This window comes from Candidatus Filomicrobium marinum (genome assembly GCF_000981545.1).
GTDB lineage: Bacteria > Pseudomonadota > Alphaproteobacteria > Rhizobiales > Hyphomicrobiaceae > Filomicrobium > Filomicrobium insigne.
In genome coordinates this window covers 3,429,409-3,449,507 of the sequence record NZ_LN829119.1, presented here as the reverse complement: position 1 = coordinate 3,449,507, position 20,099 = coordinate 3,429,409, and the positions used below count along the sequence as shown (strand labels likewise).

At 56.1% G+C, this 20,099-nt stretch carries 16 protein-coding genes; 8 read left to right on the top strand and 8 right to left on the bottom strand.

Annotated features, from left to right (window positions below; all coding sequences use genetic code 11):
• Window positions 1–150: 150 nt before the first annotated feature.
• The 4 genes from YBN1229_RS16130 to YBN1229_RS16115 form a co-directional block, all read right to left on the bottom strand.
• The gene (locus YBN1229_RS16130; RefSeq protein ID WP_139165366.1) at window positions 151–555 is read right to left on the bottom strand and encodes a hypothetical protein; all 405 of its coding nucleotides are present in this window, start codon (window positions 553–555) and stop codon (window positions 151–153) included.
• 60 nt (window positions 556–615) lie between these two features.
• A complete protein-coding gene (locus YBN1229_RS16125) occupies window positions 616–1,848 on the bottom strand; it encodes an ABC transporter permease (protein WP_046478325.1) in 1,233 nt (410 codons plus the stop codon).
• Window positions 1,845–2,480, bottom strand: a complete 636-nt coding sequence (locus YBN1229_RS16120; RefSeq protein ID WP_160298724.1) for an ABC transporter ATP-binding protein — start codon at window positions 2,478–2,480, stop codon at window positions 1,845–1,847. Before YBN1229_RS16120 ends, YBN1229_RS16125 begins: the two co-directional genes overlap by 4 nt.
• A gap of 113 nt (window positions 2,481–2,593) precedes the next feature.
• A complete protein-coding gene (locus YBN1229_RS16115; RefSeq protein WP_052744015.1) occupies window positions 2,594–4,270 on the bottom strand; it encodes an alkaline phosphatase family protein in 1,677 nt (558 codons plus the stop codon).
• A gap of 518 nt (window positions 4,271–4,788) precedes the next feature.
• On the opposite strand from YBN1229_RS16115, the gene YBN1229_RS16110 reads away from it, so the two are divergent.
• From YBN1229_RS16110 to YBN1229_RS16100, 3 genes are read left to right on the top strand one after another with little or no spacing between them, the layout of a single operon-like run.
• A complete protein-coding gene (locus YBN1229_RS16110) occupies window positions 4,789–5,457 on the top strand; it encodes a response regulator (protein ID WP_046478326.1) in 669 nt (222 codons plus the stop codon).
• 46 nt (window positions 5,458–5,503) lie between these two features.
• Window positions 5,504–6,457 (top strand): phosphate/phosphite/phosphonate ABC transporter substrate-binding protein, encoded by a 954-nt coding sequence (locus YBN1229_RS16105; protein ID WP_046478327.1) that lies wholly within the window; start codon window positions 5,504–5,506, stop codon window positions 6,455–6,457.
• An 8-nt stretch (window positions 6,458–6,465) separates the two neighbouring features.
• Window positions 6,466–8,805 (top strand): ATP-binding protein, encoded by a 2,340-nt coding sequence (locus YBN1229_RS16100; RefSeq protein WP_052744014.1) that lies wholly within the window; start codon window positions 6,466–6,468, stop codon window positions 8,803–8,805.
• A gap of 32 nt (window positions 8,806–8,837) precedes the next feature.
• On the opposite strand, the gene YBN1229_RS16095 is transcribed toward YBN1229_RS16100, so the two are convergent.
• A complete protein-coding gene (locus YBN1229_RS16095) occupies window positions 8,838–10,433 on the bottom strand; it encodes a Na/Pi cotransporter family protein (protein ID WP_046478328.1) in 1,596 nt (531 codons plus the stop codon).
• 246 nt (window positions 10,434–10,679) lie between these two features.
• Here YBN1229_RS16095 and YBN1229_RS16090 point away from each other — a divergent pair, with 246 nt between their 5' ends.
• The gene (locus YBN1229_RS16090; RefSeq protein WP_197540858.1) at window positions 10,680–11,774 is read left to right on the top strand and encodes a DMT family transporter; all 1,095 of its coding nucleotides are present in this window, start codon (window positions 10,680–10,682) and stop codon (window positions 11,772–11,774) included.
• A gap of 184 nt (window positions 11,775–11,958) precedes the next feature.
• Here YBN1229_RS16090 and YBN1229_RS16085 read toward each other — a convergent pair whose 3' ends face one another.
• On the bottom strand, window positions 11,959–12,225 hold the full coding sequence (locus tag YBN1229_RS16085) for a hypothetical protein (protein WP_152024988.1): 267 nt from the start codon (window positions 12,223–12,225) through the stop codon (window positions 11,959–11,961).
• 390 nt (window positions 12,226–12,615) lie between these two features.
• Here YBN1229_RS16085 and YBN1229_RS16080 point away from each other — a divergent pair, with 390 nt between their 5' ends.
• The gene (locus tag YBN1229_RS16080; protein ID WP_210165788.1) at window positions 12,616–14,349 is read left to right on the top strand and encodes an OPT family oligopeptide transporter; all 1,734 of its coding nucleotides are present in this window, start codon (window positions 12,616–12,618) and stop codon (window positions 14,347–14,349) included.
• A 155-nt stretch (window positions 14,350–14,504) separates the two neighbouring features.
• On the top strand, window positions 14,505–15,164 hold the full coding sequence (locus YBN1229_RS16075) for a pyridoxamine 5'-phosphate oxidase family protein (protein ID WP_046478331.1): 660 nt from the start codon (window positions 14,505–14,507) through the stop codon (window positions 15,162–15,164).
• A gap of 67 nt (window positions 15,165–15,231) precedes the next feature.
• On the opposite strand, the gene YBN1229_RS16070 is transcribed toward YBN1229_RS16075, so the two are convergent.
• Complete coding sequence (locus YBN1229_RS16070) at window positions 15,232–16,653, bottom strand: APC family permease (RefSeq protein ID WP_046478332.1); 1,422 nt, start codon at window positions 16,651–16,653, stop codon at window positions 15,232–15,234.
• A 169-nt stretch (window positions 16,654–16,822) separates the two neighbouring features.
• Entirely contained in the window at window positions 16,823–18,016 is a 1,194-nt protein-coding gene (gene metC / locus YBN1229_RS16065; protein WP_046480294.1) for a cystathionine beta-lyase, read from the bottom strand.
• 311 nt (window positions 18,017–18,327) lie between these two features.
• On the opposite strand from metC, the gene YBN1229_RS16060 reads away from it, so the two are divergent.
• Both YBN1229_RS16060 and YBN1229_RS16055 read left to right on the top strand, forming a co-directional pair.
• The gene (locus YBN1229_RS16060; RefSeq protein ID WP_244464901.1) at window positions 18,328–19,374 is read left to right on the top strand and encodes an amino acid ABC transporter substrate-binding protein; all 1,047 of its coding nucleotides are present in this window, start codon (window positions 18,328–18,330) and stop codon (window positions 19,372–19,374) included.
• 18 nt (window positions 19,375–19,392) lie between these two features.
• Window positions 19,393–20,079: a hypothetical protein gene (locus YBN1229_RS16055; protein ID WP_052744012.1), complete on the top strand. Its 687-nt coding sequence runs from the start codon at window positions 19,393–19,395 to the stop codon at window positions 20,077–20,079.
• Window positions 20,080–20,099 lie beyond the last annotated feature (20 nt).

Sequence of the window (20,099 nt, the reverse complement as noted above, 5' to 3'; positions counted from 1 at the left end):
CACCGCCTGATGAAGGGGGCCACGTTGGCCGATGAGAAAAATGCATCGGAATCGCCGAGCTCGAACCGTGGCGTTCGCCGAGTGCCTGGGAATGCAATCTCGATGTGAGAGCGAATTGTCTTGAGCACGATAAGGATCTCAGAGGTCGATTTATTGCGCGCGGGCAATGGACGCATCGTAGATGCGGACATAGCTGACGAGCCCCATTTCGTCCGTCTTTTGTCCCACGTCGAGGCGGCCTACGATGCGAATTGGACCGTCAATGTATTCGGTCGAGTTTGAGAGAAAGACGGGCATGAAAGCAGCCCAGTCAAAGCTCGACGTGTGAAAGGGACAGAGAGCGGTCGGCTCACGGATCAGCATGAAATGCATGCCATCACGCGGAAGGATGCCGTCCATGAATCCGAGAATTTCAACTGTATTGCCGTGAAGAGCCTGGATGGATTCGGAGAGGTTAAACTCAGGCTTCATCCCCGGGCCGACCTGATACGTCTCGCCGACGAAAAAGTCGGTAAATTTAACACGTGTCATCGCAGCCGATGATTTGCTCGTCATGGTCGCTCCCATCATTAGGGCAGATACGAAAAATACGATGATTTGGTTTTTCATAGTGCCTCATGTCATGGCTGCGAGGCCTTTGGCGACGTCCTCGCGCAAGGCCAAAAGCGCTGGGATGAATCCGGCGAGCAATCCGAGTGCCATAGCGACAGCGATAGCCGAGATCTCTGCCAAGCCGGCTTGGCCAATGGTCAACAGGTAGCCGTTGGATTGTTCCAGTTGCCACGCTATGGCGACGGCCATTAACCGACCGAATGCGACACCGATGACGGCGCCAAGGCCGGCGATGAATAGTCCCTCAATGGCCATGACGCCCAACACAGTTGCGCGCGAAGCTCCAATGGCCCGCAACGTGGCGATCTGTCGGCGTCGTTCGACCGCTGCAGCAAAGAGAGAGATCATAATACCGAGGCAAGCTATGAGCGCTGCGAGCCATGCGATGGATGTGACGAGCGATTGTCCTCGTTGCAGGTAGCCGAGCACTTGGGTCGCTGTGCGCCCCGGAAAGATCGGCTGTACATCCATGCGCTGTGCCATGAGAGCATTGAGGCGCGCCACGTCGGCATACCCGCGGCCTTCGATGAGCACGGCTGTAATCTGACGGCCTTCATGATCGTGTGCGTCTGACGACGCGTCGTGAAACTGGCCGTGAATTCGCCAACTGGTATCTAGCGTTGTGAAAATCGCACGATCTGTCGGTGCGCGTGTTTCTTCGAGAAGGCCCACCACGGTATAAGGTTGCGCTTTGTGATGGTCGGAGAGATCTTCCGGCAATTCGACGAAACCGTGCGCGGCTGTGAACGTGTCGCCTATTGTGAGCCCGGTCGCTCGCGCGACGGCCGCTCCAAGGGAGGCTTCAAACGCGTGTTCCGGCCATCTGCCTTTTAGGAGGGTTTGTTGAGAACTGCGCCGGTTTCGTCTGATAAGATGGAGATAATCGGGTGTCGTTCCGACGATCAAATGGCTTTTGAAGCTGTCTCCGAAGTTGAACGGAACAGCGAGCGTTACGCCTTGATCGGCGTGCACCTGTTCATAGATCTCAATGGGGATGTTGCCTGTTGGGGCTTCGGCAAAGAACAGCGTCGATAGGACAGCCTGTATCTGGCTCCCTTTCGCGGCAAGCAATAACTGATATCCTCCCGCTGTTTCGCTCGCGCTTTGCCGTGCGGCTTTGGACAGCGTGGTGGTGGCGACGACAATCGAGATGCCGAGAGCAACGGCCAGCGCCGTAAGCCCGTTGAGCAAAGGGCGGGCACGCAGGTAGCTCAACGCCAACCAGACAGAGGTCATGAACTCACCTCCATGGCTCTGTTGATGGCTGACATTGTGAGCGTGTGATCGAGTTCCGTCAGCACCGCGGGATCATGGGTGGCGACCACCAAGGTTGCGCTGTTTTCTTTGGCAACCGCGATCAACAACCGCACGATGCTTAATCCTAGTCCCGGCTCAAGGCTGGCTGTTGGTTCGTCTGCAAGCAGCAGACGAGGATGCCCGGCAATGGCACGCGCAATCCCGACCCGCTGCATTTGTCCGAACGAAAGCTGATTCGGCTTTTGTCGGGCCTTAGTGCCAAGTCCCACGCGATCCAGAAGCTCTTGTGCTCGTGCGCGGCGGAGCGAGGCGGGCATCGAGCCCGAAAGTCGCATCGGAAGTTCAACGTTTCCAAGAGCACTCAACGCAGGAATGAGATTGAAGCCTTGGAAAACGTAACCAATTTTTTTGGCCCGGAATCTATCCAGCGCGCCTTGCCCTAGCCCCGTCAGTTCCTCTCCATCCACGCGGATGCTGCCGACAGTGGGTCTAAGAAGGCCGGCACACAGATTTAGCAGCGTGCTCTTTCCGCAGCCGGAGGGACCGGACAACCCGATCGAGAGGCCTGCAGGCAGAGCCAGCTCATCGATATCAAGAACCGTGAACGACATCCCACCTGTCCGGTAACTTATCTTGAGCCCAGACATCTCAACGATCGGTGCTGGACCTCCGTTTTGAGAGAGGTCCAGCACGCGGGTTTGCGCTGTATCTGGCACAGGATTGCCTACTGCAACGCTTCTGACAGCACGCGTCCTTCGCAGCCATTTGGCGGGCGAACGTTGAGGATGAAGGCCAGCGTACGCGCCAGATCAACGGTTTCCGAGTCGCCGTACTTTCCAGCCTTTATCCATTTCGGGCCGTACATGACGAGCGGCACGTTGGTGTCGTAGGACCAGGGCGATCCGTGGGTTGAAGCGTAGGCCGTAGGCTTGGCGAACAAATACCAGTTGGGCTTGTTCATGATGACGATGTCGCCGCTGATCTGCTGGTGCCAAGCGAGCGTCACTTGCTTGGCAAGTTTCGTGTTCGGCATACGACCTTCTTCGAGTTGCGTGCGGGTGAATACAGCCTCCACGCCTGGATAGCTGCGCAGAAATCTCTGTGCCGTATTCTCGACAGCCTCGCGGTCAAGGTTCTTGCTGTCGACCAGGTCGTAGTCGAGGTAGAGGTTCGGATTCCACCAGGTCATGATGTACTTGCCCTCTCCATACTTCTCGGAGAGCGCAGTGTTGGTGGCTTCGATCAACTTCTCTGGATCGATGCGACCAGCATCGAGATTCCTACTTGCGCTGAATTCCGGAATGTTCATGAAGCCGTGGTCTGCGGACAGCGTGATAATCACGTTGTCTAGACCCACTTCCTGGTCAAGGAATTCGAATAGCTCGGCGAAGACGCGATCTAGACGAACGGTCTGATCGTGTGACTGCCGGCTCTCCGGACCGAACAGGTGGTTGGCATAGTCGTGGCTGGTCCAGCTCAATGCGAGCAAATCAGGAACGCCGGCGGGGTTGTTGCCGAGGTTCTCTCCCTTGATCGCGGCCTTGGCGAAATCCAGCATGAGGTTGTCACCGTATGGCGACCAGATCATCGCGTCGTAGTAGCTCTTGCTGGGTTCGTTCGCTCCGCCGCTGATCGGATGGGGAAACTTCGTGCCGAGCCCTTTGTAATTCGTCGACCATGGCCGGTCATCGGGAGCTGACCTTGCGTAGGCTTCTTCCGGCAACAGGAGTGTCCACTGCTGGCCGAAGTATTTGTCCTGCGGCTTATCCTTGTAATAGGCTTTCCACCACTCTGGATAATCCGGCATATAGTAATTTGAGGTGATGAAGCGGCCGGTTTTTGTGCTGTGCATGTATGCCGTGCCGTTTTGACCGGCGAGGCCAATCGCGCTGCGGTCCTTGCCTGCGATTGCGATCACTTTCGATTGGCTATTTGCGTATTTCAGTTCGTCACCGACTGCCGTCACTTTGATGTTGAACGGAGATGTTCCTGCGTGCTTGGACGTTTCTTCGTCCAGGTATTTGTAGCGGTTATCTTGTGTCGAATAGACCCGCTCCCGTGTCTTTCGGTCAATCCAATCATTCCCAATTACGCCGTGCTTGTAGGGGTGCGCACACGACAACAGCGTCGCGTGCCCCACGCCGGTATAGGTGGTGGCGTGGCTATAGTGGTTGTTGCCGTACCACGCGCCCTTGTCGAGAAGCAGCCGAAAACCGTCCTTGCCGTATTGATCGTAATATTTGACGAGCTGCTCCTGCGGAAATCCGTCGACCGCCATGAAAACGATTAGCTTTGGCGGAGCCTCGCCAGCAGTTTCAGTAGCATAGGCTTTGGTGGTTCCGGTCGTGCAAAGTAACAAAGCACTTGCGCCTAAACCCAGAAGAATATCGGTAAATTTCATTGAGCACTTTCCTCCCGACATGCGTTGCTTGCGACGGTTTTTGCGAGCGCGCTATTTTGATTGTTGGCGTCAGCGCATAGCGGACTGAGTGTTATTTCCCGCCCTTTTGCTGGCGCTTGGAACTCGGCCGAATTGTCCTTGCTTGCTTGAGGACTGCGCAGCGTCATTGAGCAACACGTGCGCAGTGACGTGGTTGCCGTCTGCATGTTTTCAGTTCGGTGCGGGGGGTGTCTAACCGGCATGCGAGATAGTGCGGCCTATCTCGAATGGCAGGGGTCTAAGACGTTCGCCTAACCAAAAGGCATATGTCTTTTGGCTAGCATCCCAGAGGTCATCGTCTTCTTTCGCCGTTCCGGAGGCGTCTTGCAATGCAACATGCTTTTTGTGTGCAATGGTGCGTGCGCAGGCTTAAGCTTGGCGCGCACTAAGGCCCGCATTGCGGGGGCGCACGTGTCCGATATGATCTCTTATCTTCTGGAGTACATCGCTGCCTGTGCAGATTCCAGGGGCTCTACGCCATGAACATCCTCGTTGCCGACGATCATCCTCTCTATCGTGAGGCCCTTGCCTCTATATTGGATGGCCTTGGACCGAATATCCGTATTTTTCAGGCCGAAACGTTCGACGAAGTGATCGACTGTGTCTCGACCATCAACGTTGATCTCGATCTGATTTTGCTCGACCTGTACATGGGGAGCGGTGATTGGCATTCGGTCGTCGAGAAGCTCCACGTTTGCCGTCCAACTACCCCTGTCATCGTTATTTCCGGGTCCGACTCGCGAGTGGATGCCGAGCGCGCGATGAAGGCAGGGTGTTACGGTTACATCCCAAAATCGATGAAGAAGGATGAGATGCTTAGCGCCATCAGGCTCATCCTGACAGGACGGGTCTGCATTCAGCCGCGCAATGACGGACGCCCAACCAACCAATCCGATCCTCCAGCGATTAAGCCCGATTCAGAAGACGCTCGTATTGCGCTGCTCACCAGCAGACAGCGAGATGTGTTGGCCGAGATCGGAACCGGAAAATCCAATAAGCTCATTGCTCGTTCGCTCGGGATGACCGAGGGAACCGTAAAGCTGCACGTCGCGGCTATATTGAAATGTCTTGGGACGGAAAACAGAACGCAGGCCGCCCTGGTCGCTCATCAACTCAACGCGGCTCCGCATGGATCGGAAAGCAAATGAGTTATGCACGCTCCTATTTTGAAAACTGGTGATGGGGCGTAGGCCCATGCAAAGAGGCGATGTCGCTGAAGGTGTTCCGTTTGGTCGTATTCCACGTGGCTGGATACGCAAACTGAAGCATTTTTTCGGGATACTGCTTCTGTTTGCGCAGATCGATGTGGTTTGCGCCGGCGATATCTCTGGTCTGCCTCATTATCGATTCGGCGTTACACCATGGCAGCATGGTCAGTCCAACGACGATATTCGTGTGCTTTACAAGCCATTGCTTGAATGGCTTGGGCAAAGGGTAGGTGCTGAATTCGTGATCGTCGGTGCTGCTGGCTATGGCGAGACCATTGAGCTTCTGGCCAATGAATCCATTGATCTCGCGGCAATATCACCAGTGCCCTTTGTCCTAGCTAAGCAGCGAAACCCGCGTGTCGCGATGCTTGTGACTGAACTCAGTTGGGACTTCGGAAACCAGAAAAAGAGCCCGTCATATGAAGGGTTTATTATCACGCGCTCTGATCGAGATGACATAACGGGTCTGGAGTCTTTACGGGGCAGCCGCTTCGGGTTTGTCCGGAAGCAATCGACGAGCGGATATGTCTATCCGGTGGCCTACTTCATCCGCCACGGCATCGACTATAAGGCCTTCTTTAGCCGGGTGTACTTTCTGGGCAGCCAGCCGAGAGTCACCGATGCCGTTGCCAGCGGCAGCATCGATGCCGGCGCCACGTGGGACTACAATCTTAAGCAGGCCATCAGCAAGCACGGTCCGATCTTCAAGATCGTGGCCAAGACAGGAATGATCCCCAATCTTGGAATTGCCGCCAACACGACTGTGCCAGAGGCAATGCAGAACAAGATTCGCAACGCGTTGCTCATGGCAAATGAAGTACTTTTCCGAGGGCTTCCGGCTGCGGGATACGTTGTCAAGGACGACTCCTATTATGATCCCGTCCGCGATGTCGTTCAGCTTGTAGCAAGAGCGCCTGGCTTGATTGGTGAGGAGAAGTAGAGCGTGAGATGCTGAATTCACCGATGGAAGCTTCATATTTGCGAAGCCCGACCGGCCAAGCTTCGGTGAGACGGCGCAAGCCAGCAATCGGTCTTGCCGCTAAGGTGCTCGCGCCCATAACGGGGCTCACTCTTCTCGCTGCCACCCTGGGGGGACTGATCCTCAACGAGGAGTACAAGGTTTATCAATCAAGCGTCGCTCAGAAGAAAGCAGAGCTGACTTGGCGCGTACGCACACTCTATGAAGGGAACCGCTCCAAGCTGCTGGATGTCGCGAAGTTACTGGCGAACAACCCAAGTGTGCAAAATGGCCTGTTGATCGGAGATCAGTACAACCCGCTGAACACGATCATGAATTTTCTCGGTCATTCCAGCATCGACATCATCAACCTCTACGATCTCGACGGTCGTGCGTTCGCCCGCGCACAGTCACCGAGTTACTTTGGCGACTATGATGAATTTGCGCCTATCGTCCGTGAGATCGTAGCGGGTACGGCCAGTGAAGAGCCCAAGACGGTTTCAGGTATAGCGCCATATAAGGACGGATTGGCGCTTGTCGCGATCCGTGTCACGCAGGGCGTGAGTGGGGCAACAGGTGTCGTTGTCGTAGGTCAACGACTGTCACCGCAATTCCTGCAGTCCTTCGCTCCTGCCAACCACACGTCTGTCGCGCTATATCAAAGCGGCAAATCCTTCATGTGGACGGATGACGTCAGCGCTTTCCCCGCGGATGAGGGCGCTCATACCGCTTACACAGAACGTGCTGTTGCCGGGGGGGCGCCATATCGTATTGAACTCGTGACGAACGATCTTGCGCTTTTCGGCCCGTTCTGGGGTGCGCGTGCCAGTATTCTTTCAATTGCAGCCATTGCTGCGGCCGCTTCCGTCATTGTCACATTTATTTTCATGTTCATGACGGTCGTGCGCCCCGTCCGACATTTGATCGCTGTTGCCGAGAAACAAGTCTCGGGAGATCTGACTGCGCGCGTGCATTTGCGTAGTCAGGATGAGCTTGGACGGTTGGGGGATATCTTAAATCTTTTAACCGGAAACCTGAGGGCCTCTCTGGCGGAACGCGACCGGACCAACGAACAACTTGAGGCGCGTGTGGAGAGGCGCACCGAGCAGCTGCAGCGCGAGCTTGTCGAACGCGAGCGCGCTCAGGCTGAACTCGTTCGAGCTAAAGAGGAAGCGGAAGCGGCGAATGCGTCGAAGTCGCGTTTTCTTGCCGCCGCGAGTCATGATCTTCGCCAGCCGGTGCATGCGATGACCCTATTTGTCTCGAACTTGGTGCAACAGGTTGAATCGCCCAAAGCCAAGCAGACGGTCATCAACGTCAATGCTTGCGTCGAGACGCTTTGCGAAATGTTTGAAAATATTCTCGATGTTTCAAAGTTGGCATCTGGCGTCATCAAACCGGAGACCGAAGAATTTCCCGTCTCGCGATTGCTCGACCGTCTACAACGCGAATTCGAGGGGCTCGCCGCAGAAAAGGGCGTAGATCTTAAATCGATCCGTTCGACGCTCCTGGTGAGGAGCGATCCAGCTCTCCTTTATCGCATACTCAGCAATTTGCTTTCCAACGCGATCAAGAACACGAAAGAGGGGCGCGTCCTGATCGGGTGTCGTTCGCGAGGTGATTCCGTCGAGATACAGATCTGGGATACCGGAATAGGCATTCCTCAATCCGAGATCGTGCACATTTTCGAAGAGTTCTACCGAGGCGCCAACAAGCCGGACCATAGGGGTGGAGTTGGTTTCGGCTCCGGACTGGGCCTTGGACTTTCTATCGTGGAACACACCGCCAGGCTCCTCAATCATGCCGTGCACGTTGCTTCAGTACCCAACAAGCACACGCGATTTTCCATCACGCTTCCGCGCGCGGCCGGCACGCCTCCGGCCCGTCAAAACCCGACGGCAAATAAACATCTTGATGTGGCTGGAGCTTTGGTGCTCGTCGTCGATGACGACGTTCTTGCTCTCAAGGCAGTCCAATCGACGTTGGAAGATTGGGGATGCACGGTCATCACCGCTCAAACATCGGACGACGCATTGGCCATCCTTGCAGCAGGTGATCCACTACAGGCGATCATCGTCGATTACCTGCTACAGAATGATGACACCGGAGTGAATTTGTTACGCAAAATGGAGGATGAACTGGGTCTCCGTATTCCGGCGATCATTCTGTCTGGAGTCTCAAGCCGACTCCTGGAGCAAGAGGCCGAACGAAACGGCTACAAACTTCTCTACAAACCCACTCAGCCCTTGCGCCTTCGACAAGCCCTGGCGTCATCGGTTCTTGCCGGACATACGGTCGCCGATATGCCCGTGCGCAGAGCCGTTGACTGAGACGCTACCCTTTTTGGCAACCTAACTACGCCTTAGTGACCGTGGGTGACCGAGGTCAGATGAGCGCTAATGCGCTTTAGGTCTCTGAGGAGGTCTAGATGCAAGGAGCTCGTCCGAACGCTTTCGGTGCGGCCTTCGCGTAGACGTTCGAGATGGGAGCTTTCGGAGAAGCGACTGTATTGCTTCACCTCCACGTCAACGTCTCGAAGTTTCTGCGCTATCGAACGGTCTGAGGAGACGAGAAGACCGCGCGCTAACTTCAGTTCCTCGATGACCAATCCATAGAGGTTTGAAATTTCGTCGAGCCCTTCGTCCGACAATGTGAGACGCCTTTTGTTTTTGCGGCGGATCGCGTGCGCGATATTGGTGCTTACGATATCGCCGATGTGCTCCATGTTTATTACGAACAGCGAAATCTCGTAGCGCTTCCGTTCTTCTTCGTCCGTCAATTCCTCACGACCGAGCCGAGCCAAGTAAAGCTTTATCTCATTTTGTAGTTGGTCGATTTGATCATCCATTTTGACCATTTCAGCTCTGCGGTTCTCATCGCCTGAGTTGAAGGCCTTCAGGCCAGTTTGAAGCATAGCTTCGATCATCTCCGCGACAGTCAGAGCCTCTTGTGCCGCGCACGCCAGGGCCAAAGGAGGCACCGATAGTGACGCGTTATCAAGGTGGCGAGCGGTGCTTGTCTCTGTCGGATCGACTGGGAGGAGCCAAGCGAGTCCGCGGCCAATCAACTGCACGAGAGGTAGTGTCACGACAGCGAGGAGCAAATTGAAGATGACATGGAAATTTATGATGGCTTGGCCAGCAGAGCCGGAAATCGGGCTAAGCCACGACAAGAGCGGATGAATAAACGGCAGCATTGCGAGGCCTCCCATGCCGCGCACCAAAAGATTGCCGAGTGTCACCCGTTGTGCCGCTGGCCCGAGAGGGAGCGATGTCAGGAAGGGAGGCAACGCGCCGCCAACGTTTGCACCGAGTACCATCCAGGCTGCCAGGTCCGTAGACAGCACCCCAGTCGCATTCAAGGACATCAGCACAAGCACTGTCGCGAGACTTGAAGCGAAGATGGCAGCAATTGCTGCGCCCAGAACGAGCGCGAGGAAGGGCGCGCGCTCAAGTAGTGACATAACCAAAGCCAGAGCCGGGGAATGACCCATCGGCTCAGTCGCGCTGGCAAGTAGTCGGAGGGACAGCAACATTAGGCCCAAACCGATCGCAGTACGTCCGAGCGCCCGGCGGCGCGAATTATCCGTTGAAAGGAAGGCGGTAACCCCGATTATGAGCAGTACGGACGCAAGCCAGTGAAGATTTAAAGCTAAAATCTTTGCGGCGATGCTCGTGCTTACATTAGCGCCGAGCATTACTGCTTGAGCCATCGCCGTGGTGATGAGTTCCTTGCCTGCAAAGGCAGCGACAATCATTGCAGTCGCTGTACTGCTCTGCATCGCAAAGGTCGTGGCAAGTCCTGTTGCAAACGCAAACACGGTGTTACCCGTGCTACGGGCAAGCCAATGGTGAAGCCTCGCTCCAAACGCTCGCGAAATTCCGGTCCGCACCATTCGGACGCCCCATATCAGCAGGGCGCACGCTCCCAATATGTCTAACAGAACCAGTTCAGGCATGGCTTAGCCTCCACCGGCAGCCAATATATAACTAACTTGAACTGAGGAGTAATGAATATGTTCCCTTTTAAAGCGGAACGGCGCGCGTTTACACACGGGTCTCAGTGGATTTTGTGTCTGCAGAGTGTCAATCGGCCTGTGGCAGGTGCGCGGGCTATGCCGTCGCGCTACACCTCATAAATGTCGTAGAGAATTGGTGTCCGTGAACTCAGAACAGGTCAGCCTTATTTATGCTAACGAAGGTGGATGATAGAATTCAGCGCGGAGTTCTCGCGTTGCGAGTTACCGCACGGGTGTCTCTCTGTACGCCGCATATTCGAACGCGCCTCTGACCTGACGTTGGGTGCGCAAATCCACCATGCTCCTCCTCCTATTCTTTGGTTGATTGCTATGTCGTATCCTGAGCCTGCGGGCCCGCCTGCTCGCAAGTTTTATGATGTCGTCAAGTTCGCGATCTCTCGCGTTTGGCACTCGCCGTATATTCTGTTGGCCCTTGCCGTGCTCTTTTGGTCCGGAAATTTCATCGTCGGTCGGGCGACTACCGGCATCGTGCCGCCTATTGCTCTTGCATTCTGGCGTTGGACGCTTGGGCTTATACTTGTCGTCGCTGTTGGCGCGCCACAAATTCGACGCGACTGGCCTATGCTCAAGAAGCACTGGCCTATCCTGCTGCTGCTCGGTGGTTTCGGTATCGCCGCCTTTAATACGCTGGTTTACGTCGGTTTGCAGACGACGACGGCCGTCAACGCGTTGCTTCTGCAGTCGGCGATGCCCGTCATCATTCTGGCCGCCGTATTTCTCCTCTACGGAGAGCGGGCCAGCGTCCGGCAGGCGTTGGGCGTATTGATTTCGATCTGCGGCGTCGCAGTTATCGCGGCAAGGGGAGATTGGGGCGCGCTAGCGGCTCTGTCGCTCAATTCGGGCGATGTGTGGGTGCTTGCGGCGGTCGCCGCCTACGCGATGTATTCGGCGCTGCTGCGTAAGCGCCCCGCCGTCCATCCGCTGAGCTTTCTCGCGGCGACATTTGCGATTGGGGCAGCCATGCTGCTGCCACTTTACGTTTACGAGCACCTGACGGTTGCACGGGTAGAGCCTGTTTGGGCAGCTTCCCTCGCCGTTGCGTACGTAGCGGTTTTTCCCGGCTTCCTGTCTTACTTATTTTTCAACCGCGGCGTGGAGTTGGCAGGCGCCAATATGGCCGGGCACTTCGTGCATCTCATGCCGATCTTCGGCAGCGGCCTCGCCATCCTTCTGCTTGGAGAGCGTTTTGCTTCCTTCCATCTCGTCGGCGCCACGCTTATTGGTATCGGATTGGGGCTGGCCACCATACGACGCTCATAGTTTCCTGCGGATTGCAGCTAGGCTCAAGCGCGCCGCCATCTTGACGTCCGACAAAACCTGCTCAGTTTCCGTGTTCGTGCAGTGACGTAAACGGGGGAACCCTGCGCTTCTGAGCGCAGGGCGCAATGAGTTGTGAGGGAAGGCAGTGAACAGGCGTTCGTTGCCCGTATCCTGCAACCGCTCATCAACGGGTATCTTCTGAGATTTTTTCCCAGAAGTCGCTTTCGCAGGCTTTCGCGTATTGGTTTGCGGAGATGCTGCCGTCCTTTGTATCACCGACAGTGATACCTCTAATATTCATATCGTCTCTGAATTTCCTGGCTTCGTCGCCTTTCAGATAACCGTCCGAGTTCAAATCATATGCGTTCCAGGTTTTGTCGCAGTCTTCTTCAGCGTAGACAGGATGGAATGTCAGAGCTGCTAGGGTGGCCGCAAGGATAAATGTCCTCATTTTATGAACTCCGAAAAATACAAAAAAGGTCAGGGCAATGAGTTCGTGAAACGGGGGAGGGTTCACGAACGTGCTAATGATGTAGTTCATACAACGCGTTGTCACCATAGCTTCAACCAAGTTATTCCGGTAATTGCTTGAAGCGGTTAACGCGCCGTTTTCTTCGCGGTGGGCGTTTGACCTTACGTCTCGCACGAAGATCGGGGACGCCAACTGGTGTGATTGGCGAGGGCGTGCAACAGTTGCCCAAGTTTAGCGGTTTATGTTGGGTCGGATACTTGATGTACTCAGTTTGCGGTGCTCAACGGGCGCGCGTGAGCGCTTAGATGCGGAAGGTGCGACGTCACTGTAGCGACACCAAATTCGGTCGAGGCACGATATCTGCCGGAATTGACTGTCCGAGCCGTGATGACTGGCATGGTGATCGGCGCGCTTCTCACGCCGTGCAATGTCTATAGTGGTTTGAAAATCGGCTGGACATTCAACATGTCCGTCGCTGCGGGGTTGATTGGTTTCGCATTTTGGACCGCTGCTGAACGGTCCGGTTTTGGACGCCCGTGGGGGCTTCGCGAAAATAACATCAACCAGACGGCGGCTTCGGCTGCAGCTTCGATTATTGCTGCGGGTCTCGCAGCTCCTATCCCTGCCCTCGCGCTTCTCACGGGACAGACGCTCTCGTTTTACGTGCTTAGCTTCTGGTTGATTGTCGTGAGCCTTCTTGGGATCGTCGTTGCTGCCGGGCTTCGCAATCAGCTTCTTTTGCGCGAACGTTTGCCGTTTCCTTCCGGTGTCGTTACGGCTGAGACGATGGGGGAGATTCACAAGGGCGGAGAGGAAGCTCATGCCCGATTGCGATTGCTGTCATTCACTGCTGCTCTGAGCGCGAGCCTAAAGCTGCTTGTTACGCGGCTGAATGTTGGTCCGTTGGCGCCGGGCTTACAAGCAACGATGACCACGGAGAGTGGCAGGAACATTTCTGTCTCGGCGTCTAACCTCGGCCTAGCGCTTGACCCATCGCTGTTGATGGTGGGGTTTGGCGCCATTGCCGGGCTTCGCATCGGTGTTTCGATGCTTCTCGGTGCGGTGATTGCGTGGGGAGGTCTCGCCCCGTTGGCTCTGAGCTACGGCTGGGTCCAACCTGCCGATGGTGATGCGGTGTGGTTTGCTCCGCTTGTTGAGTGGCTTTTGTGGCCTGGTGCGACGTTGATGGTGACAGCGTCCCTGACCGCATTCGGCCTCTCGATGATACGGATGGCCTTGCAGCAGCGGGCGCAACGTATGGACGATTTCGCGGTCCAGGAACGGCCGATCAATATGCGTGTATTGTTGGCCGCGTTTGTTGTGGTGCTGGGATTGTCGGTGACGGCCCAGAGCACAATATTTTCCATCGGCTTGTTCGAGGCCGTCATTGCTGTCCTTCTGAGTTATGTTTTGGCGGTTGTGGCGGCACGCGTTTCGGGGGAAACCGCCATCACGCCGATCGGGGCGCTGGGAAAGATCACTCAGCTCACGTTCGGCGCGATTTCTCCAGGGAATGTTACAGCGAACCTCATGACAGCCAACGTCACGGGTGGGGCAGCGGGGCAATGCGCCGATCTCATGCATGATCTGCGTACGGGCCAACTCATTGGGGCGACACCTTCGTTTCAGATTGTCGCTCAAGTTTTTGGAGTGTTGGCCGGAGCGTTTGTGGCCGCGCTCACATACCTTGTGTTGATCCCAGATCCACAGGCTCAACTTATTACGGCAGAGTGGCCAGCGCCCGCGGTCGCGACTTGGAAGGCTGTTGCGGAGGTTCTCGGCGAAGGCCTTGAGGCGATGCCGCCTGGCGCGATTTCAGCGATTGTCATTGCGGCGATTGTCGGTATTGGCCTCGCTGTGGCCGAGGCTTTCGCTTCAGAAACTTGGCAACGCGTTATCCCGAGCGCTTCCGCGATTGGACTCGCATTTGTTATCCCGGCATGGAATGCGTTTTCGTTGTTTTTGGGTGCTGCAGCCGCTGCCGTTATTGCGCGGCTTTATCCCGAGTGGTCTAAGCGGCGCATCGTTGTTGTCGCGGCTGGATTTATCGTCGGCGAGAGCCTTGCCGGCGTTATAGGGGCTTTGGTGAGCCTCGCGGGATGATATGCAAGTTCCGGTGGCACTTGCTTCCATTCCTCTGAGAATTCTGTCCCGAGACAAGTTTTTCGTCGACGTATATTCATCGTGCATTTGCTGCGTTAGGGTGCAATGCAAAGCCTTCATAATTTAAAAAACGGGAAACGATGGAGAGAACGCCAATGAGCCGTCTTTTCGGGCCACAGCATCGCGCGCTTCAAGACGAATTCCAAAGCCGCCAATTGGCCGACCGTATTGAGCTGGTTGCAGCCAGGACAGAGGTGGACGATCTGACGAAGGCTTTCATTGAAAGCCGTGACATGTTTTTCCTGTCAACGCTTGACCACGGCGGACGACCTACCGTTTCTTACAAAGGGGGCGATCCTGGTTTGGTCAGGGTGATTGATCCCACGACCGTTGTCTTTCCTAACTACGACGGCAACGGCATGTATTATTCGATGGGCAATCTGAACATGAACCCAGAGATCGGTATGCTGTTTATTGCGTTCGACAAACCGAACCGTTTGCGTCTGCAGGGGCGGGCGGAGCTCGTCCGTAGCGGACCGCTTCTGGAGATGTTCAATGAAGCCGATCTGGCTGTCCGCGTTTCCATTTCCGAGATCTGGACCAATTGTCCACGCTACGTGCATCGCTACGAGAAGGTGAAGTCTTCGCGTTATGTGCCGCGTGATGGCGTTGAGACCCCGCTGTGTGGATGGAAGCGGATCGACGAGATCCAGGACGTGTTGCGTCCTGCTGAGACTGCGGCGGTTGAAAAAGAGGGACAAATCACGGCCGAGGATTGGATGGAACGCGTGATCAAAGGTGATGAGAGCGCGTAAAGGGCTTGCGAGGTCCGGCTGATACGTTTCAGCGGGATTAAGCTGTGACGTGGAGGAACGCGGTGGTTCAGTTGCGCGGACCTAACTCCGCGATATCGTCGGGTTCCAAGATTTCCGGTTGCAGCCCGATTGTGCGGTTGATCCATACGGTTACGAACCACAGTGCGATGCCAATGCCAATAAGAACGGCGGCAATGAGGTATTGATCTGGGTTGCGACCGGTCCACGGCCCGATGAGGAAGCCGCAGGACAACATGCCAAGTATGGGCACTATCGTTGGGGCCCGGAAATGTCGGTGGTCTACGTTCTCCTTGCGGAGGATTAGTACGGCTACGTTGACGACGGTGAATACACACAGAAGCAGGAGTGCTGTGGTTCCGCCGAGTGCTGGTATTTCACCGACAAACGTAATAAGGGCGAAGGCCAGTAGCGTTGTGAAGGCGATGGCGACATAGGGTGTTCGGCGCTCTGCGTGGACTTTTCCCAGAACGGGAGGCAACACGTGTTCCCGGCTCATGCCGTAGATGAGGCGGCTCGCCATCATCATGTTGATCAACGCGGTATTGGCGACCGCGAACATGGTGATCAGACCGAAGATCTCGATAGGAAAGCTGGGCGCTCCCGCTTGCACGACCTGCAAGAGCGGTGTCTCGCCCTGACTTAGTTGCTCGGGTGGAACGAGCGTAATCGCAGATATGGATACGAGGACGTAGATAATTGCTGTGAGGAGTAATCCCATCAGCAGAATTCTGGGAAATATGTGGCTCGGGTCCTTGGTTTCCTCGGCCATGTTGACGGAATCTTCGAAACCGACCATGGCGAAGAATGCCAGCGTGGTGGCGGCGATTACCGGCCAAATAAAGCTGCCGTCTTCGGAGGTTTTGAACTCCATGGCACGGGAGACATCTCCCTGGCCCGCTCCGATCGCCCACAAGCCGATCGTGATGATGATGAGCAGTCCTGTGAGTTCTATGACTGTCAGTGCAACATTGACCTTTAAACTCTCACCCACACCACGGAAGTTGATGAGGGCGATAGCCAGCATAAATGCCAGCCCAACTAGCGTGATACCGGCTCCCTGATCGAGGCCTAATCCAAATGCGTTCGAGAGGTTGGCGGCGAAAGCACGTGATGCTGTCGATGCAGAGGTTATGCCGGAGCACGTGACGGCAAAGGCTACGATAAACGTGACGAAGTGGATGCCGAATGCGCGGTGAGCGTATAGTGCAGCCCCGGCCGCCCGCGGATACTTCGTGACGAGTTCGAGATAGCTAAACGCGGTGAGCAGCGCGACGGCGAAGGCAACGAGAAACGGGAGCCAAACAACGCCGCCGACGTGTTCGGCAATTTGTCCTGTAAGGGCATATATGCCTGTGCCGAGAATGTCGCCAATGATGAACAATAAGAGCAACCACGGCCCCATCACCCGCTTTAATGTGGGGCCTGCTGCTTCAGCGGAGTGGTCGGCTGGCTTGCCGAGGTCCGTCATGAGCTATCCCTCAAAACCATCTCTCGTGCCCGGATCGCCCGGCTGCCGCGAACCGATTGTCTGGGGTAATAGTCTAAATTGCTAGAGTAATTATCCGCCGGTCAAGCGGTTGCATGCTTCGTTGAGCAAACGATGTTGGATGATCTGTGAGAAGGGCCTGTTCGGGCAGCTAGGACTGTCGGGCCGCATTAAATCTCGCGAAGCCTGCTTCGAGATCGGTTTTGAGATCGTCGACGTCTTCCAGACCAATGTGGAAGCGCAGGGCCTGCCCATCATATTCCCACTTCGTAGCAGTGCGATACGATCTCGGGTCGAAAGGAAGGATGAGGCTTTCATAGCCGCCCCAGGAATACCCCATTCCGAAAAATTCGAGGCTATCAACGAAGGCTGCCACGGCTTCCCTAGGTGCGGGGGTTAGCACCGCGGAAAAGAGGCCGGAGGCACCGGTAAAATCGCGTTTCCAAATCGCGTGACCGGGATCGTTCGGGAGACCTGGATGCAGAACGCGTTCGATCTCGGGGCGTGCCTCCAGCCATGAGGCGATCTCAAGAGCCGAACGAAAGTGCCGTTCGAGGCGCAAGGGGAGTGTGCGCAAGCCGCGCAGACCAAGGTAGGTTTCTTCCGAACCGGGGCAAACGCCAAGCGCGCCGTGCATGCGCAGTACTTGAGGCTTGGCGCGTGTATTGGTGGTTATCGCACCGAGCATCGCGTCGGCATGCCCGACGATGTATTTGGTTGCGGCTTGTATCGATACGTCCGCACCGTGGGCCAACGCGTCGAAATAGAGTGGGCTCGCCCAGGTGTTGTCGGTTACGTGCCAAAGGTTGTGCGTGCGCGCTATTTCGGAGATTGCCGGGATGTCCTGAACCTCGAAGGTTTGCGATCCTGGGCTTTCCGTGAAAACGACGCGGGTCTGCGGGGTGATGAGCGCAGCAAGGTCGGATCCAATGCACGGATCGTAGTAGGTTGTTGTCACTCCCAGGCGGGCCAGAACCGTGTCACAGAAATGGCGCGTGGGTTGGTAGACACTATCCGTTATAAGGACGTGGTCACCGGCTTCGACAAAAGCCAACAGACTGGTGGTGACAGCCTGAAGCCCCGACGCGGTAAGAAAGGTCGCATCCCCGCCTTCAAGCTTGCAGATAGCCTCTTGAAGTGCGGACACTGTCGGCGTGCCACGGCGACCGTAGGTGTAAGGCTGATCGCGCGCCGTCAAAGCATCCAGCGTTGGAAAGACCACGGTGGAGCCCCGATACACGGGCGGATTCACAAAGCCGTAGCTGGCAGATGGATCGCGTCCGGAATGTACTGCCTCGGTTGACGATTTGTGACGCGTGGATGCAGGTTTGGTTGGTTTTGACATGGGCTCTTCGATCATGAGGTATGTCCAGCCAGTGAACCAGCACGCGTCAAAGGTCAAGGCTTGACCTTAGCTGGGCAACGGTAGAAGACGTTGACGGGGGAGAGCCCGTGAGGTGCGGGCTTGGGACGTTTGGTTTGAGGTGCGAAGCAATTCTGCATTTTCACCCGAGGGTCCGAATTGAAGTTTGAACCGGCTCACCTTAGTGCGCGGGGGGCGCATTGAGGGGATGCGGAGACGTTTGAGTGCACGTGCCACGGGTAGGTGCTGTTCGCGTCTGTCGTAGCGCCGGTGATGTTCTGGGGAACTTGCATTTGACAAGTTGGGTATTGGCTCAGTTGTCCCGCGCCTTTTACGCGGCCTTGACGTTGGGAGTGCTTGCGGCTTCGCCAGGCGCTGTGGTGAACGCGGCGACGACGCTCGATGCCGTCAAGGCGCGTGGTCACGTTGTCTGCGGCGTGCGCGCTGATGTGGTTGGATTTTCGCAAGTCGACGCCCGCGGCAGATGGTCTGGGTTAGAGGTTGATTTCTGTCGCGCGCTTGCTGCCGCGGCGCTGGGCTCGAAGGATGCCATCGAATTTTGGGCTGTTTCCAATTCTGAGCGCTATCGTCTGTTGTCCCGAGGGGAGATAGATGTGCTGGCGGGCGGTGCTGATTTTACGCTGAGCCGGGACACGGAACTGGGTGTACGCTTTGTCGATACGCTCTTTCATGACGGCACCATGTTTATGGTGCGCCGCTCGCAAAATATCTTCAGCGCTCTTGAGTTATCAGGTGCATCCGTCTGTGTGCTTGAAGGAGCTCGCGGGAAAGCAGAGGTCGCTGAATTTTTCGAGATGCGCGGCATGCGCTATCAACCCGTTGCTTCAAACAGTTGGACGGATGTCGTCAACGCTTACCTTTCTGGTTCGTGCAACGCGATTGCTGGCGAAATGTCCATCTTGGCTGCGGCTCGGATGAAGTTTCCAGTCCCACAAGAGCACGCGATCCTGCCAGACTCCATTTCCAAGGAGCCGATTGGGCCAGCGGTGCGACAGGGAGATGAAAGATGGTTCAGTATCGTGCGCTGGACCTTAATGGCATTGATCCGCGCGGAAGAATTGGGCGTTACAAGCAAGAACGCAGAAGCTAAGCTTTCCAGTACGCGTCCAAGCGTGCGACGTTTGCTGGGGGTGAACTTCAATTTCGGCCAGGCGATGGGGCTTAACGCGGACTGGGCCTATCAAGCTATCCTGCAGGTCGGGAACTACGGGGAATTGTTTGAGCGTAATCTCGGGAGCCGGTCGCCTCTGCGTTTGGAGCGTGGACTTAACAAGCTCTGGGCAGAGGGCGGTCTTATGTATGCTATGCCGTTGAGGTAGGCGTTTGGGAGACGAGGGATGAACCCTCTTGTGTCGATCGACGGGCCCGTCGGATGGGCAATTGTCGCATCGCCGCTCGCCGTATTGGCGATCATTGCGCTCACCTCCCTATGGGCAGGTTGGAGCGGACGAAAGGACGCTTCTATCGATTTTGATTCACACGAACGACACGCTGTCGCGCCGTTGACCTCGCCCGTTGCGGAGACAGTTAAGCGGGTTGCGGACTTTGCTCCTAAGCCGGGCGCAGCTTCCGCAGGGACAGACGCTGTCGTGTTTGAGCCCGAGGCGTCCGATGTGGCGGATGTGGGCGGCGCAGCTGTTGATCATGCCGCGCCTCAGCGTAACCAAGTTCAAGCTGATATTGCCGCGGCTGGGCGCGTCGGTGATCCGGGGCCGTTGGCAGCGCTTTATCTCTCCCTCGCTCTGTTGGATCGGGAGGCAGGAGATGAAGCGGGTGCAGCGGCTTCTTTGCGGCAATCAGTCGTTTTTGCAAGCCAAGCCAACAATCCAGAGGTCCACGCACGGGCACGTTTGGAGCTTGGCGATATTGCGCACCGTGCCGGGGATCTGACCATGGCGTGTGAGCATTGGCAAATGGCGCGCAGCCTTTTTGAGCTTGCCGAGTTGGCCGATGAGAAGGTGGACGTGGATGCGCGCATGCAGCGGAATGGCTGCCCTACAGATTGGGTCCTGACTGACTTCTGAGAGGGTGCTGTGGGCCCTAG

Excerpts from the sequence above, each read along its gene's own strand:
- YBN1229_RS16130 (WP_139165366.1), bottom strand. The coding sequence starts at position 555 with ATGACGAGCAAATCATCGGCTGCGATGACACGTGTTAAATTTACCGAC.
- YBN1229_RS16125 (WP_046478325.1), bottom strand. The coding sequence starts at position 1,848 with ATGACCTCTGTCTGGTTGGCGTTGAGCTACCTGCGTGCCCGCCCTTTG.
- YBN1229_RS16120 (WP_160298724.1), bottom strand. The coding sequence starts at position 2,480 with ATGTCGTTCACGGTTCTTGATATCGATGAGCTGGCTCTGCCTGCAGGC.
- YBN1229_RS16115 (WP_052744015.1), bottom strand. The coding sequence starts at position 4,270 with ATGAAATTTACCGATATTCTTCTGGGTTTAGGCGCAAGTGCTTTGTTA.
- YBN1229_RS16110 (WP_046478326.1), top strand. The coding sequence starts at position 4,789 with ATGAACATCCTCGTTGCCGACGATCATCCTCTCTATCGTGAGGCCCTT.
- YBN1229_RS16105 (WP_046478327.1), top strand. The coding sequence starts at position 5,504 with ATGCAAAGAGGCGATGTCGCTGAAGGTGTTCCGTTTGGTCGTATTCCA.
- YBN1229_RS16100 (WP_052744014.1), top strand. The coding sequence starts at position 6,466 with ATGCTGAATTCACCGATGGAAGCTTCATATTTGCGAAGCCCGACCGGC.
- YBN1229_RS16095 (WP_046478328.1), bottom strand. The coding sequence starts at position 10,433 with ATGCCTGAACTGGTTCTGTTAGACATATTGGGAGCGTGCGCCCTGCTG.
- YBN1229_RS16090 (WP_197540858.1), top strand. The coding sequence starts at position 10,680 with ATGATAGAATTCAGCGCGGAGTTCTCGCGTTGCGAGTTACCGCACGGG.
- YBN1229_RS16085 (WP_152024988.1), bottom strand. The coding sequence starts at position 12,225 with ATGAGGACATTTATCCTTGCGGCCACCCTAGCAGCTCTGACATTCCAT.
- YBN1229_RS16075 (WP_046478331.1), top strand. The coding sequence starts at position 14,505 with ATGAGCCGTCTTTTCGGGCCACAGCATCGCGCGCTTCAAGACGAATTC.
- YBN1229_RS16070 (WP_046478332.1), bottom strand. The coding sequence starts at position 16,653 with ATGACGGACCTCGGCAAGCCAGCCGACCACTCCGCTGAAGCAGCAGGC.
- metC (WP_046480294.1), bottom strand. The coding sequence starts at position 18,016 with ATGTCAAAACCAACCAAACCTGCATCCACGCGTCACAAATCGTCAACC.
- YBN1229_RS16055 (WP_052744012.1), top strand. The coding sequence starts at position 19,393 with ATGAACCCTCTTGTGTCGATCGACGGGCCCGTCGGATGGGCAATTGTC.